Origin of the sequence: Rhodopseudomonas infernalis (assembly GCF_022271405.1) — a bacterium.
Lineage (GTDB): Bacteria > Pseudomonadota > Alphaproteobacteria > Rhizobiales > Xanthobacteraceae > Rhodopseudomonas > Rhodopseudomonas infernalis.
Genome location: NZ_JAJNAL010000007.1, coordinates 44,101 through 58,522 on the forward strand (window position 1 = coordinate 44,101; position 14,422 = coordinate 58,522).

Annotated in this window: 13 protein-coding genes; 3 read left to right on the forward strand and 10 right to left on the reverse strand. The window is 66.5% G+C overall.

Features of this window, described 5'->3' with window-relative positions:
* Positions 1 to 25 precede the first annotated feature (25 nt).
* A complete protein-coding gene (locus tag LPW26_RS06935) occupies positions 26 to 1,675 on the forward strand; it encodes an acyl-CoA synthetase (protein ID WP_238733736.1) in 1,650 nt (549 codons plus the stop codon).
* Here LPW26_RS06935 and LPW26_RS06940 read toward each other — a convergent pair.
* The 8 genes from LPW26_RS06940 to LPW26_RS06975 all read right to left on the reverse strand — a co-directional run bounded on the left by LPW26_RS06940 (position 1,642) and on the right by LPW26_RS06975 (position 10,449).
* Positions 1,642 to 1,788: a hypothetical protein gene (locus LPW26_RS06940; protein ID WP_238733737.1), complete on the reverse strand. Its 147-nt coding sequence runs from the start codon at positions 1,786 to 1,788 to the stop codon at positions 1,642 to 1,644. The genes LPW26_RS06935 and LPW26_RS06940 overlap by 34 nt on opposite strands.
* A 381-nt stretch (positions 1,789 to 2,169) precedes the next feature.
* A complete protein-coding gene (locus LPW26_RS06945) occupies positions 2,170 to 3,906 on the reverse strand; it encodes a putative bifunctional diguanylate cyclase/phosphodiesterase (RefSeq protein WP_238733739.1) in 1,737 nt (578 codons plus the stop codon).
* Between the two features lie 256 nt (positions 3,907 to 4,162).
* Complete coding sequence (locus LPW26_RS06950) at positions 4,163 to 4,963, reverse strand: MBL fold metallo-hydrolase (RefSeq protein ID WP_238733742.1); 801 nt, start codon at positions 4,961 to 4,963, stop codon at positions 4,163 to 4,165.
* 22 nt (positions 4,964 to 4,985) lie between these two features.
* Complete coding sequence (locus tag LPW26_RS06955) at positions 4,986 to 5,774, reverse strand: TatD family hydrolase (RefSeq protein WP_238733744.1); 789 nt, start codon at positions 5,772 to 5,774, stop codon at positions 4,986 to 4,988.
* Between the two features lies 1 nt (position 5,775).
* Complete coding sequence (gene metG, locus LPW26_RS06960) at positions 5,776 to 7,320, reverse strand: methionine--tRNA ligase (RefSeq protein WP_238733746.1); 1,545 nt, start codon at positions 7,318 to 7,320, stop codon at positions 5,776 to 5,778.
* 80 nt (positions 7,321 to 7,400) lie between these two features.
* Positions 7,401 to 8,441 (reverse strand): DNA polymerase III subunit delta', encoded by a 1,041-nt coding sequence (locus tag LPW26_RS06965; RefSeq protein WP_238733748.1) that lies wholly within the window; start codon positions 8,439 to 8,441, stop codon positions 7,401 to 7,403.
* The gene (tmk, locus tag LPW26_RS06970) at positions 8,438 to 9,190 is read right to left on the reverse strand and encodes a dTMP kinase (protein WP_238733750.1); all 753 of its coding nucleotides are present in this window, start codon (positions 9,188 to 9,190) and stop codon (positions 8,438 to 8,440) included. The genes LPW26_RS06965 and tmk overlap by 4 nt, the downstream gene beginning before the upstream one ends.
* A gap of 2 nt (positions 9,191 to 9,192) precedes the next feature.
* Positions 9,193 to 10,449: a D-alanyl-D-alanine carboxypeptidase family protein gene (locus LPW26_RS06975; protein WP_238733754.1), complete on the reverse strand. Its 1,257-nt coding sequence runs from the start codon at positions 10,447 to 10,449 to the stop codon at positions 9,193 to 9,195.
* A 164-nt stretch (positions 10,450 to 10,613) separates the two neighbouring features.
* On the opposite strand from LPW26_RS06975, the gene LPW26_RS06980 reads away from it, so the two are divergent.
* On the forward strand, positions 10,614 to 11,561 hold the full coding sequence (locus tag LPW26_RS06980; RefSeq protein WP_238733756.1) for an alpha/beta fold hydrolase: 948 nt from the start codon (positions 10,614 to 10,616) through the stop codon (positions 11,559 to 11,561).
* A gap of 201 nt (positions 11,562 to 11,762) precedes the next feature.
* On the opposite strand, the gene LPW26_RS06985 is transcribed toward LPW26_RS06980, so the two are convergent.
* The gene (locus LPW26_RS06985) at positions 11,763 to 12,707 is read right to left on the reverse strand and encodes a septal ring lytic transglycosylase RlpA family protein (RefSeq protein WP_238733758.1); all 945 of its coding nucleotides are present in this window, start codon (positions 12,705 to 12,707) and stop codon (positions 11,763 to 11,765) included.
* Between the two features lie 245 nt (positions 12,708 to 12,952).
* On the opposite strand from LPW26_RS06985, the gene LPW26_RS06990 reads away from it, so the two are divergent.
* Complete coding sequence (locus LPW26_RS06990; protein ID WP_238733760.1) at positions 12,953 to 14,131, forward strand: AI-2E family transporter; 1,179 nt, start codon at positions 12,953 to 12,955, stop codon at positions 14,129 to 14,131.
* On the opposite strand, the gene LPW26_RS06995 is transcribed toward LPW26_RS06990, so the two are convergent.
* Entirely contained in the window at positions 14,115 to 14,417 is a 303-nt protein-coding gene (locus tag LPW26_RS06995) for an antibiotic biosynthesis monooxygenase family protein (protein WP_238733762.1), read from the reverse strand. The two genes, LPW26_RS06990 and LPW26_RS06995, sit on opposite strands and share 17 nt — an antisense overlap.
* Positions 14,418 to 14,422: the final 5 nt, after the last annotated feature.

The following is a 14,422-nucleotide window of genomic DNA, read 5'->3' on the forward strand; positions in this document are numbered from 1 at the left end:
ACGCCACGTCAAGTGAGAGGTGGTCATGAGCGCTCCCCAGGGTCATTACAGCATCGGGCTCGACAAGACGCCGGCCAACTACGTGCCGCTGTCGCCGCTGAGCTTTCTCGAGCGCTCCGCCAACGTCTATCCGGACCTCACCAGCGTGGTCTATGAGGGGCGGCACTACACCTGGAAGGAAACCCGCGCGCGCTGCCGGCGCTTCGCCTCGTGGCTGGTGCGCAGCGGCATCGGCCGCGGCGACACCGTGGCGGTGATGCTGCCCAACGTGCCGGCGATGGTCGAGGCGCATTTCGCGGTGCCAATGGCCGGCGCGGTGCTGAACGCGCTGAATATCCGGCTCGACGCGCCGGCGATCGCGTTCCAGCTCGAGCACGGCGGCGCCAAGATCATTCTGGTCGATCCGGAATTTTCGGCCGTGATCGCCGAGGCACTGAAGCTGATGAAATCGCCGAAGCCGCTGGTGATCGACGTCGACGACAAGATGTTTCCCGGCAGCCATCGCATCGGCGAACTCGAATACGAATACGCGGTCGCGTCCGGCGATCCGTCGTTCACCGGCGAGCGGCCGCAGGACGAGTGGGACGCGATCTCGCTCGGCTACACGTCCGGCACCACCGGCAATCCCAAGGGCGTGGTGACGCATCACCGCGGCGCTTATCTCAACGCCGTCAGCAACATCCTTGCGGCCAATCTCGGCGCCCATCCGGTGTATCTGTGGACGCTGCCGATGTTTCACTGCAACGGCTGGTGCTTCCCGTGGACGCTGGCCGCCGCCGCCGGCGTCAACGTCTGCCTGCGCAAGGTCGATCCGGCCAAGATCTTCGAACTGATCCCCAAGCACGGCGTCACCCACATGTGCGGCGCGCCGATCGTCTTCAATGCGCTGATCAACGCGCCGGACGCGCCGAAGGGCGCGGCTGCCAAGCCGGTCGTCGGCCTGATCGCGGGCGCGGCGCCGCCGGTGGCGGTGCTGGCCGGCGCCGAGACCATCGGCATCAAGCTGACCCACGTCTACGGCCTGACCGAAGTCTATGGCCCCGCCTCGGTCTGCGCCGAGCAGCCCGGCTGGGACGATCTCAGCGTCGCCGAGCGCGCCCAGCTCAAGCGCCGGCAGGGCGTGCCCTACCCACTGCAGGAAGCCGTCACCGTGCTCGATCCCGAGACGATGCGGGAAGTGCCGCGCGACGGCGAGACCATCGGCGAGGTGATGTTCCGCGGCAACATCGTGATGAAGGGCTATCTCAAGAACGAGAAGGCCACCAAGGAAGCCCTCGCCGGCGGCTGGTTTCACACCGGCGACCTCGGCGTGCTCGACGCCGAAGGCTACGTCATCATCAAGGACCGCTCCAAGGACATCATCATCTCCGGCGGCGAGAACGTCTCCTCGGTCGAGGTCGAGGACGTGCTATACAAACACCCCGCGATCCTGTTCGCCGCCGTGGTTGCCAAGCCCGATCCGAAATGGGGCGAAGTCCCCTGCGCCTTCGTCGAGCTGAAGGATGGTGCGAACGCCTCGGAGGCCGAGATCATCGCCTACTGCCGCGAACACCTCCCCGGCTTCAAGACCCCGAAGACCATCGTGTTCTCGGCGATCCCCAAGACCTCGACCGGCAAGATCCAGAAATTCATGCTGCGCGATCAGGTGAAGTCGGCGAAGGCGATCAGCGAGTAGTACGGGCGGTCGCCCTGCCCCGCTGGCGCTGAGTGCGGCAGCGTGCTGACGGCGCTTCGTAGCAGTGAAGTCGTATAGTCGATGACGCGCGCCGTCATTCCGGGGCGCGCCATCGGACGGCCTCCAGCGGCCGATGGTGCGAACCCGGAATCTCGAAATTGGTGCGCGAGGCGTCGGCCGCGCTGTGCCCGTGGCAGATTCCGGGTTCGCTCGCTGCGCTCGCGCCCCGGAATGACGGGGCTGAGGTGGTGGCGCGATTGAAATGTGGCACGACCTGAAATCGAAACGTGCTCGACTTCGAACTCGTGAAGTTGCGTCGAGGATCGCACTTCCATCCTCTCAACCCGCACCGTCGTTCCGGGGCGCGAAGCGAACCCGGAACCTCGAGGTTGGTGTGCGAGGCATCGGCCGCGCTGTGCCTGTGGCAGATTTCGGGTTCGCTCGCTGCGCTCGCGCCCCGGAATGACGAGGCCAATGGTGTGGTGGCTGCCCGCTCAGGCCCGTTTGCCCTGCCTGCCAAGGTCGGCTGGTCCACGGTCGGCATGCTCCATGCGATGATGCTGCATGCGGAGTTGGGCGAGGCCGACGGCGCGTCCGAGGTCGTTGGCCGGCACCGGCCGTGCAAAGTAGTAGCCCTGGAACGTCGAGCAGCCCCGCGTCAACAGGTGCCGCACCTCCTCCTCGCGTTCCGCGCCTTCGGCCAGCACGTTGATGCCGAGGCCCCGTGACAGCGCAATCAGCGCGTCGCAGATCGCCTGGCTCTCGCCCGAGCTGTCGACGTGATGGACGAACTCGCGATCGATCTTGAGCTTGTTGAACGGCAATTTGCGCAGATAGCTCATGCTGGCGTAGCCGGTGCCGAAATCGTCCAGCGCGATGCCGACGCCGAGATCGCGGAGCGCCGTGAAGACCCGGCGGGTGTGCGCATGGTCGGCCATCGCCGCCGTCTCGGTCAGCTCGATCTCCAGCCGGTCGGGGCTGATCCCGGCGGCCTCGATCGCGCCGCGCACATGCGGGACCAGATCCTTGTCGAGAAACTGCCGGGCCGACAGATTCACCGCGAGGCGGATGTCGCCGAGTTCGGAGCGCGCCCACTCCCGGATCTGCGTGCATGCGCGCGACAACATCCACAGGCCGATCGGCCGGATCAGGTCGGTGGCTTCGGCGAGCGGAATGAACTCGGCCGGCGAAACCATGCCCCGCTCAGGATGGTGCCAGCGCAGCAGCGCTTCGGCGCCGACCACGCTGTGGCTGTCGAGATCGACGATCGGCTGATAGTTCAGATCGAGCTGGCCGTCCGGCAATGCGCGACGCAGATCATGCTCCAGTTCGAAGCGCGACCGCGCGGCCCTTGTCGCTGCCGCCGAGTGCAGCACCAGCGGCATCGCCGGGCCACTCTGGGTCGCCGCGGCCGCAGCCGCGTCGAGCAGATTCTCGGCGCTGGCGCCGTCGGCCGGATGGAACGCGAGGCCGGATTGCAGAAACGGGTCGAGCACGATGCCGCCGAGCGCAAACTCACCGGACGACGACTTGACCACGTCGCGAATACGGAATCCCAGTGCCGCCTGGCTGTCAGCATTGGTGTCCGTCGTCCCCAGGATCGCCAGTTCGGCGCGGCCCGGGCGCGCGAGCATCTTGCCCTCAGCGACGAACGAGCCGAGCCGCCGGGCCAGGATCGCCATCGCGCGTTCGGCGGCGCTGTTACCATAGGCGTTCGTGACGCGCGCATGATCGGCGAAGCGGACCACCGCCAAGGCCACGCCGGAGCCCTGCTCGATTGCCTGGGCGGTCGACGCAAGCAACTGCCGGCGGTTGGGTAGCCCGGTCGCTTCGTCGACGTGTTCGAGGCGGTCGAGCGTGGTTTCGAGATGGTCGATCGTCTCGGCCGCGCAGGCCATCAGCCGGCCGGCCTCGTCGGTGTAGTGGCGCGGCAGCTTGCCGAGGTTGCGGTCGCAGCGGAAGCCCTCGAGCGCCTGCGCGGTCAGCAGCACCGGGCTTAACAACTTGCTCAGCACGAACAGAGTGAGGCCGCTTCCGAGCAGCGTCGCCAGCAGCGTCACTACCAGGGTGTCGACGAACTCTCCCCAATGTTCGGCGTTGAGGGCGGCGATATAGAGCACGACGACGACCAGCGGAACGTGGATGCCGAGGAAAGCGACCAGCATGATCTTCAGCCGGTAGCTCAATGCACCTAATCGAGACATCTGATCGTATAGCCAAAGGTCAGGCACACCGGCCTCCGTGCACACTACGCATCTCGCTTAGTATGCAGGGACAATGTATTAGCAAAGTCCGAATGACGTGTGTGCAACCCGCGCACCGCGCCGACGTACCACGCTTCGTGGTACGCGAGGTCGGCGGATAAAGCTCGTACTACGCGAAAAGGCTCTTGAATCAACATCAAATGATCAACCGGGAACTACGCGTGTGGTTCCTTCCAGGAACCCCCATGCCGCATTCTCACGGTGTCATTCCGCGACCCAGAGGTCAGCCCACAACTTCCAGTCGCATTCCGTCGAACCCTGGTACGACACCCGCCGGTAGCTCTTTGCGCAGCGTCTCGTAGTCGATGTCGGCGTGCATGTTGGTAATCACCGCGCGCTTCGGCTTGAAGCGATCGACCCATTTCAGCGCGGCTTCGATGTTGAAGTGGCTGCCGTGGTGCTTGTAGCGCAGGCCGTCGATGATCCAGAGGTCGAGGCCTTCGAGACGCGGAAAGCTGTCGGCCGGAATGTCGTGCACGTCAGGCGTGTAGGCGGCGCTGCCGATGCGATAGCCGAGCGCCGGGATGTCACCGTGCTGGACCAGGAACGGCGCCAGCGTCAGCTCGCCGCCTGCCCCTGCGATGCTGCGGGTTTCGCCGGCCTCGATCGAATGCGCATCCAGGATCGGCGGATAGGAGCTGCCGGGGGGCGTCTCGAAACAATAGGCGAAGCGCAGCAGCACGTGATCGGCGGTCGACTTGTTGAGATAGACCGGAATGCGCCGCCGCATCGCCATCACCACCGAACGCAGATCGTCGATGCCGTGGGTCTGGTCGGCGTGCTCGTGGGTGAGGAAGACGGCGTCGAGATGATCGACGTCGGCGTCGATCAGTTGCTCGCGCAGATCCGGCGAGGTGTCGATCAGCACACGGGTGATACCGTCCGGCGTGACGCGCTCGGCGAGCAGCGAGCAGCGGCGACGACGGTTCTTCGGGTTGGACGGATCGGCGGCGCCCCAGCCGAGTGCGGGGCGTGGTACGCCGGCGGACGAACCCGAGCCGAGGATGGTGAGCGTCAGCGTCATGCGGCCTCCGTCGCGGAATGGATCAGGCGGCGGCGGGCGCCGGCACCTTGCCGAACAGGCGGAAGAAGTTCTCGGTCGTCTGCCGTGCGATCTCGTCCGGCGTCACGCCGCGGACCTCGGCCAGCACCTTGGCGGTCTCGACCACATAGGCCGGCTCGTTGCGCTTGCCGCGATATTTGCCGGGCGCCAGATACGGCGAGTCGGTCTCGACCAGCACGCGGTCGGCCGGCAGTTCGGCGGCGAGGTCGCGCAGCGCCTGCGATTTCTTGAAGGTCAGGATGCCGGTGAAGCCGATCAGCAGGCCGAGATCGATCGCCTGCAGCGCGAGGTCGCGGCCGCCGGTGTAGCAATGCAGCACCGCGCGAAACGCGCCCTTGCCCATCTCGTCTTCGAGGATGCGGCCGCAATTCTCGTCCGCCTCGCGGGTGTGGATCACAAGCGGCAGTCCGGTTTCGCGCGCCGCGGCGATGTGGGTGCGGAAGCCCCGCTCCTGCGCATCGCGCGAGCCGTGCTCGTAGAAGTAATCGAGCCCCGCCTCGCCGAACGCCACCACTTTCGGATGCTGCGCCAGCTTGACCAGCTCGTCGGCGCTGATGCCGTCTTCTTCGTCGGCCTGGTGCGGATGGGTGCCGACCGAGCAATAGACGTTCGGGAAGCGGTCAGCGATCGCCAGCAGCTCCGGAAGCCGCTTGACCCGAGTCGAGATAGTTACCATCCGCCCCACCCCGCTCGCCTCGGCGCGGGCGACGATGCCGGCGAGATCTTCGGCAAAGTCGGGGAAGTCAAGATGGCAGTGGCTATCGATCAGCATGCTACGCAGTCGCCGGCTCGACATAGCGTGGGAAGATCGGCGCCGGCGCCAGCAGCGGCGTGCCCGGCACGATCCGCGTCGGCAGCGCCGCGAAGTCGCGCGCGTCCGCGGCGACGCCGAGGATGTCGAGCAGCTTCGCCGCCGAGCCCGGCATCACCGGCTGCGCCAGAATGCCGACCTGCCGGAGCACTTCGGCGGTGACGTACAGCACCGTCTTCTGCCGCGCCGGATCGGTCTTGGCGAGCGCCCACGGCGCTTCGCCGGCGAAGTAGCGGTTGGCTTCCGCCACCACCGCCCACACCGCGTTGAGCGCGTGATGGATCTGCTGCGTCGCCATCGCGCTGCGCGCCTGCGCGACCATGCCGTCGGCCATCGCCAGCATCGCCTTGTCGGCCTCGCTGAACTCGCCATGCGCCGGCACCTGGGCATCGCACTGCTTGGCCACCATGGTCAGCGAGCGCTGCGCCAGATTGCCGAGATCGTTGGCGAGGTCGGCGTTGATGCGGTTGACGATCGCCTCGTGATTGTAGCTGCCGTCGGAGCCGAACGGCACCTCGCGCAGGAAGAAGTAGCGCACCTGATCGACGCCGTACTGGTCGGCGAGATTGAACGGGTCGACGATGTTGCCGACCGACTTCGACATCTTCTCGCCCTTGTTGAACAGGAAGCCGTGGGCGTAGACGCGCTTCTGGATCGGAATGCCCGCCGACATCAGGAAAGCAGGCCAATACACCGCGTGGAAGCGGATGATGTCCTTGCCGATGACGTGGACGTCCGCCGGCCAGTAATGCCAGTTGGCGTCGCTCTCGTCGGGGAAGCCGACGCCGGTGATGTAGTTGGTCAGCGCGTCGACCCAGACATACATCACGTGCTCCGGATCGCCCGGCACCTTGACGCCCCAGTCGAACGTGGTGCGTGACACCGACAGATCCTTCAGCCCGCCCTTGACGAAGCTGACCACCTCGTTGCGGCGCGCGTCGGGGCCGATGAAGTCCGGCTGGTCTTCGTACAGCTTGAGCAGCTTGTCCTGATAGGCCGACAGCTTGAAGAAGTAGCTCTTCTCCTCGACCCACTCCACCGGCGTGCCCTGTGGGCCGCGGCGCACCTGGTCGTCACCGACGACGGTCTCGTCCTCGGCGTAATAGGCCTCGTCGCGGACCGAGTACCAGCCGGCATAGCTGTCGAGATAGATGTCGCCATTGGCCTGCATCCGCTTCCAGATTTCCTGGACGGAGCGGTGATGCTGCTCTTCCGAGGTGCGGATGAAGCGGTCGTAGGAGATGCCGAAGCGGTCGTCCATGTCGCGGAAGCGGCCGGCATTGCGGGCGGCGAGCTCCGCCGGTGTCAGGCCTTCGCGCTGCGCGGTCTGGATCATCTTCAGACCATGCTCATCCGTGCCGGTCAGGAAGAACACGTCCTTGCCGTCGAGCCGCTGGAATCGCGCCAGCGCGTCGGTCGCGATCGCCTCATAGGCGTGGCCGATATGCGGCGCGCCGTTCGGATAGGAGATCGCCGTGGTGATGTAGAATGATTGTCGCTGCGCCATGTGCGCGGCCGCCTTTCAATAGATCGATCGTTTGAGCGGCGGCGAGGACCATCAGCCGGCAGATCACGGCCGAAACGGCGTCAGCGCACCGCCTCCGCGAGCTGCCCGAACACCGAGAAAACCAGCGGCTTGCGCTCGAGATTATAGGCTTCGGTGTCGCGCGCGGCGCGGCCGATCTTTTCCCACACCTCCGCCAGCCGTGCAAGGCGCGGCAGTTCCGCATTGGCGTCGGGCGTGCGCAGCCGGCCGGCCACCCAGCGGTCCACGCTATCCACGAAGGCCTGCAGGGTCGCGCGGTCGGTACCGCCGATCGCCTCGCCAAGCGCATGCAGCGCGCGCGGATCGACATTTGGCAGGCTGTCGAGCAGCGCGGTCGTCTTCTGGTGCAGCGTCAGCGCGTCGCCGCCGAGCAGCGTCAGCGCGCGCGACACGCTGCCCTCAGACGCGGCCGCGGCGTCGGCAAGTTTAGGATCGCCGGCCTCGAGATCGGTCGCAGCGACTGCGGCCCGGATGACGTCGTCGGTCGACAGCGATCGCAGCATCAGCTTGCGGCAGCGGGACAGGATGGTCGGCAGGACGCGCGCCGGCGAGTTGCTGATCAACAGAAACAGCGACCGCTGCGGCGGCTCCTCGATCACCTTGAGCAACGCGTTGGCCGAGGACGCGTTGAGATCGTCGACGGTATCGACGATGCAGACGCGCCAGCCCTCGACCGCGGCGGTCGAGCCGAAGAAGCCGATGGTCTCGCGTGACTCGTCGACGGTGATGACATTGCGCAGCACGCCCTTGTCGTTGAGCGAGCGCTCCAGCGTCAGCAGCCCGCCATGCGCCTCGGCCGCAACCAGGCGGACGATCGGATGCTCGGGATCGAGCGCCAGCGTCGCGGCGCCCTGCACGGCGTCCGATTGCGGATCGCGATGCGCGAGCACGAACCGCGCCATCCGGTAGGCCAGCGTCGCCTTGCCGATGCCCTGCGCGCCGCCGATCAGCCAGGCATGGGCGATGCGGCCGCTGCGATAGGCGTCGAGCAGCGCCTGCTCGGCGGCGGCGTGGCCGAACAGCGCCGTGGTCTCGCGCGGCGGGCGGGCGACGATGTCGGCGGAAACCTTGCGGGCGCTCATGCCGAACGCGCCTTGGTTTTGGCTTTGGCGCCAGACTTTGGTCGCGCTTTCGCGCCGGGCTTATCGGCCGGCGTGGCCCGTGGCCAGCCGAGCAAGCGCTCCTGTACCGCCCGCCAGATCCGATCGGCAACCAGCTTCGGCTCGCCTTCCGCGTCCACCAACACACAGCGCTCCGGCTCGGCCGTGGCAATCTGCCGATAGGCGTCGCGCAGTCGGCGATGGAAGTCGGTCGTCTCGCCCTCGAACCGATCGGGCGCCGCGGTGCCGCGACGTATCGCAGCACGCTTGAGCCCGATCTCGACCGGAATGTCGAGGATCACGGTGAGGTCCGGCTTCATCGCCCCGATGGTGACATCCTGCAGCGCGTTGAGCAGCGCCGGGCTGACGTCGCCGAGCTTGCCCTGATACACGCGGGTCGAATCGTAAAAGCGGTCGCATAACACCCAGACGCCGCGCGCCAGCGCCGGTTCGATCAGGGTGCGGACATGATCGTCGCGGGCGGCGGCGAACAGCAGCGCTTCGGCCTGCGAGCCGCCGATCAGGTGACCGATCCCGGACAGCAGCAGATGCCGGATGATCTCCGCGCCCGGCGAGCCGCCTGGCTCCCGTGTCACCAGCGTCTGCAGCCCGGACGTCTGCAGCCGATCGGCCAGCAGCTTGATCTGGGTCGATTTGCCGGCACCCTCGCCGCCTTCGAATGTGATGAAGCGGCCGCGGGATGAGGCGGTTTGGGGGCTTTGTTCAACCATTCTCAGAGCTTCGCCATGCCGGCGCGAAACGCCCCGATCACCAGTTCACTGGCGCCGTCCATGGCGCGTCGCATGGTCGAGCCGACCGGATTGGCCTCGGCGGCCTGCAGCGGGATTTCAACCGCCAGCGCGGGACCGCGCCATACCCGCACCACGCCGATCCGGCGGCCCGGCTCAACCGGCGCGGCCACCGGCCCGGTGTACACGACCCGCGCGATCAGCTTGTCGCTGCCGTTCTTGCGCACCATCACCCGCACCGGCTCGGCCGGCATCAGCGGCACGTAGCGCTTCTCGCCGCCGAACACCCGGGCGTAGCCCACGGTCGCGTCCGAGGCGAACAGCGCGCGCGATTCGAAATTGCGGAAGCCCCATTCCAGCAGCTTCTTGGCCTCGGTGGCGCGGTCGTCGATATCGTCGACGCCGTTGACCACCACGATCAGCCGCATGCCGTTCTGCACCGCCGAGCCGACCAGACCGTAGCCGCCGTCCTTGGTGTAGCCGGTCTTCAGGCCGTCGGCGCCCGGCATCAGATTGAGCAGCGGATTGCGGTTGGTCTGGCGGATCTTGTTCCAGGTGAATTCCTTCTCGCCGAACAGCTTGTAGTAGTCCGGATAGGTCAGGACGATGTGGCGCGCGAGCCGGCCGAGCTCGCGCACGCTCATCTTGTTGGCCGGGTCCGGCAGGCCGTTGGAATTCGCGAACGTCGACTGCGTCAGCCCGATCTCGCGCGCACGCTTGTTCATCCGCTCGACGAACGCCTGCTCGGTACCGGCGATGCCCTCGGCGAGCGCGATGCAGGAATCGTTGCCGCTCTGGATGATGGCGCCCTTCAGCAGATCATCGACCGCGACCTTGCTGTGAATTTCCGCGAACATCGTCGAGTTGCCGGCCGGCGCGCCGCCGCGGCGCCACGCATATTCGCTGATCTTGTATTCGTCGGTGAGCTTGATCTCGCCCTTGGTCAGCAGGTTGAAGACCAGCTCGACCGTCATCAGCTTCATCATGCTGGACGGCGGCCGCAGTTCGTCGGCGTTCTTCTCGAACAGCACGCTGCCGCTCTCGGCGTCGATCAGAATCGCGCTCGGCACGTCGGTGTCGTAGCCGCCGACGACTTCCTCTTTCTTGGCGCCCTGCACGCTCTGGTTCGCGGCCAGCACCGGGCCGGCGCCGACCGCCATCGCCAGCATGCCGGCCAGCAGCACGCGCCATGGCGATGCGGGACGCGAGCAAAGACGAAACGGCGACGTCAGCAGAGCCATAGAGCAACTTCCGGGAGCGGCTTCGGACCAGGGTGCGCGTGTCCCACACCAGGTCCGGACAGCATGTCGCGGGCCATTTTCGTTTGTGGTGACACAGGATCGATCCTATCGTGAGCGCCGCTGCGCTTCCACATAAACTCCAATCAATTCAGGGCGGAAACGGAATGGAATCGACGAGGACCGTCGCGGTCAACGGGATCGAATTGTTCGTGCGCGAGCGGGGCGAAGGTCCGCTGGTGCTGCTGTGTCACGGCTGGCCGGAGCTGTCCTATTCGTGGCGCCACCAGATCGGTGCGATCGCGGACGCTGGGTTCCGGGTCGTCGCCCCCGACATGCGCGGCTTCGGCCGGTCGAGCGCGCCGCAGCCGATCGAGGCCTACAGCATCTTCGATCTGGTCGGCGACATGGTGGCTCTCGTCGCCGAGTTGAAACAGACCAGCGCGGTGATCATCGGCCACGATTGGGGCGCGCCGGTCGCCTGGCATGCGGCGCAGTTCCGGCCGGATCTGTTCACCGCTGTCGCCGGCCTCAGCGTGCCGCCGCCCTGGCGCGGCAAAGGCCGGCCGCTCGAGCTGCTGCAGGCCGCCGGCATCTCGAATTTCTATTGGCAGTATTTCCAGACGCCCGGTGTCGCCGAGGCGGAGTTCGAACGTGACACTGCTGCGACGATGCGCGGAATGCTGTGCGGCGGCTTTGCCGATCCGGCGCGCTCGCTGTTCGTGCCGGAAGGTCGCGGCTTCATCGGCCGCTCCGCCGCCACGCTGCCGCTGCCCGACTGGCTGAACGAAGCCGACCTCGCCTTCTTCATCGAACAGTACAAGCAGAGCGGATTCCGCGGCGGCCTGAACTGGTACCGCAACATCGACCGCAACTGGGATCTGACCGCGCCGTGGCAAGGCGCGCAGATCCGACAGCCGGCGCTGTTCATCGCCGGCGCCAACGACCCGGTGATCTCCGACAAGATGAACGGCAAGCACGTCGCCGCGATGGAAAAGGTGCTGCCCAATCTCAAGCGGAAGCTGATTATCGAAGGCGCCGGGCACTGGATCCAGCAGGAGAAACCGGCCGAAGTGAATGCGGCGCTGATCGAGTTCCTGAAGCAGGTGAGCTGAGCGCTCACCAACACGCAGCTGACGCGACGAGGCACGAGCCTCTCCCCCCGTCATGCCCGGGCTCGTCCCGGGCATCCACGCCTTGCTGGCGGAAATGCAGGACAGGCGTGGATGGCCGGGACAAGCCCGGCCATGACGAAGGCTTCAATGTGGCAGTGACTATCGAACGTCCTCAGACGTGACCAAATTTATCGAGGCGGTCTAGTACAAACCCCGGGCCGACAGCAGGCTGCCGATCTCGTCCTTGGCGCGCGGCGCGCTTGCGACCGGCTGCGGCTCGGCCGACGCGTAGTTGCCGTCCTGGTCGTAGGACACGGCGCGGGTATTGCGGGCCAGGGAGCGGCCGCTGCTGCGCGAGCGCGAGGCGGAGATTTCCGAGGTGGCGCTGACCGAGGCGACGTCGACCGCAGTGTTGCCGAGGGAGTAAGGGCGCCCTTCCGGCATCGGAACGTCGCCACGAATGGCGTGGCTTGCGACTCCGCCACCCTGCATGTCAGGCACGAAGGCGCGGGCCGAAGCGATCCGCACCGAGGATGGCGCCGGCGCCGGCTCGTTCATGCGCAGGGTCGCCAGAAGCTGGCGGTCGTCGGAGCCTTCGAGCGGTGCCCGGCCGACATATTCGACCCGCACGCGGGCTGTGCCTTTGTGTTTGAATTCAAGAAGTTCGGCGGCTTTGTTCGAAACGTCGATGAGCCGGTTGCCGTGATACGGACCGCGGTCATTGATACGCACGACCAGCGAGCGGCCGTTGCTCAGATTGGTGACGCGCGCATAGGACGGAATCGGAAGGGTCGGATGCGCCGCCGACAGCGACGCCATGTCGAACACTTCGCCATTGGCCGTCAGCCGGCCATGGAAGTCGTTGCCGTACCAGGACGCCAACCCTTCGGCACGGTAGTTGGCGTCTTCCTGCGGGACGTAGACCCGTCCGGCGACCGTATAAGGCTTGCCGACCCGATAGGTGCCGCCGCCTTTGGGTACCGGCTCGCCCGGGCCGACGACGCGCGGGCTCGACGAAACACCGTATTTCGGATCGACGCGGCTGAGCGTACCGTTCTGGGCGCAGTTGGCCAGAGCCAGACACGCGCCTGCAGCGGCAACCGCTCGTGCGGCGCGGCTCAACGAATCTCGCTCGCGAGTCCCCATAGATCCCCAAATATCATGATCATGGTCTGCTGCCCAATTCGGACCTGCACGAGCCACGAGATCGCCACCACCCCACAACGGCAGCGAAGCGTGACCATATCGCAGAGCGAACAAGGCGAAAATGGGGAGACCGGCGGTATGGTTAATGCGGTGATACGTTTCGCGGGCCTCGCGACGCGCACGGCTGTGCTTGCGTCGCAGGCGATTTGACGGAATGCTCGGGCGACCGTGCAGAGGAATCGTCCGTGACCATCCCCGTTCTCGATCGCGTCCAGAACCGCAACGACCTCGCATGGGCGATCGCCGTCGGCGGCATCAGTACCGTGGCGTTCGGCGCCCTGCTCTACGCGTCCTGGCATTTTGCCGGCACGTTGTTCCTGATCTTCGCCGGCATCCTGTTCGGGGTCTTCCTCAATGCGCTGACCGACCTGCTCGGCAAAGTCGTCGGCGGCCCGCACGGTGCGCGCCTCACTCTGGTGTGCTTCCTGCTGGCGGCGGTGTTTGTCGGTATCGCGGCGCTCGGCGGCAGCACGATCGCCCAGCAGGCGACCGCACTGTCGGGCACGATCAAGACCCAGATCGTCAACGTGAAGACCTTCCTCGAGCGCCAGGGCGTCGACACCAGCTTCATGGAACTCAGTCCGGCCATCAACGCTGCGAATACTGCCAATGCCGGCAGCACCGCGGCCGAGCCGCAGCCGGCGCCGCAGCCGCGCAACCTGCCGAGCGCCGGCGAGATCGCCTCGGGCGGCGGCGCCATCGTCAGCCAGACGCTGAAGCTGATCCTCGGCACCATCGGCGCTGTCGGCAATTTCTTTATCGTGCTGTTTCTCGGCCTCGCCTTCGCGGCGCAGCCGGATGTCTATCGCCGCGGCCTCGAACGCGTCGCTCCGTTGCGCTATCGCCCGCAGGCCAGCGCCATCGTCACCGACACCGGCGACATGCTCAAGCGCTGGCTGCTGGCGCAGCTGATCACGATGACGGCGGTGTTCGCGGTGACGGCGACCGGGCTGACACTGATCGGGATTCCCGGGGCCTTCATCCTCGGCATTCAGGCCGGACTGCTGGCGTTCATCCCGACTGTGGGCGCGATCCTCGGCGGGCTGATCATCGTGCTCGCGGCGATCGCCTCGGGGTGGTTTGCCGTGGTCAGCGCCTTCGTCCTGTTCCTGGGCGTGCACGCGCTGGAGAGTTACATCCTGACGCCGCTGATCCAGCGTCAGGCCATCGACATTCCGCCGGCGACGCTGTTCGCGATGCAGATCCTGCTCGGCATCATCTTCGGCCTGTGGGGCCTGGCGATGGCACTGCCGCTGATGGCCATCGGCAAGGTGGTGATCAATCACCTCCGTGCCGAGAGCCCGGGACAGGATGTCGTGACGGCCGCGCCGCCGATCGTGCTGGCGTCTAGCCCGGAATCGTAACCACCGTGCTGGTGTGCTCGACCTCCGGCGGCGCCGCGAAGTAAGCGCTGACCAGGCCGCGCCATTCGGCGAAGTTCTCCGAGCCGCGGAAGTCCACCGTGTGGTTCTCCAGCGTTTCCCATTTCACCATCAGCCGGTAGCGCTGCGGCTTCTCGATCGAGCGATGCAGCTCGAAGCCGTGAAAGCCCTTGGAGCGGCCGAACGCGGCGCCGGCTTTGGCGACGGCGGCCTCGAAGTCGGCTTCGCTGCCCGGCTTGATGTCGATCTGGGCGATTTCGGTGATCATGCGCG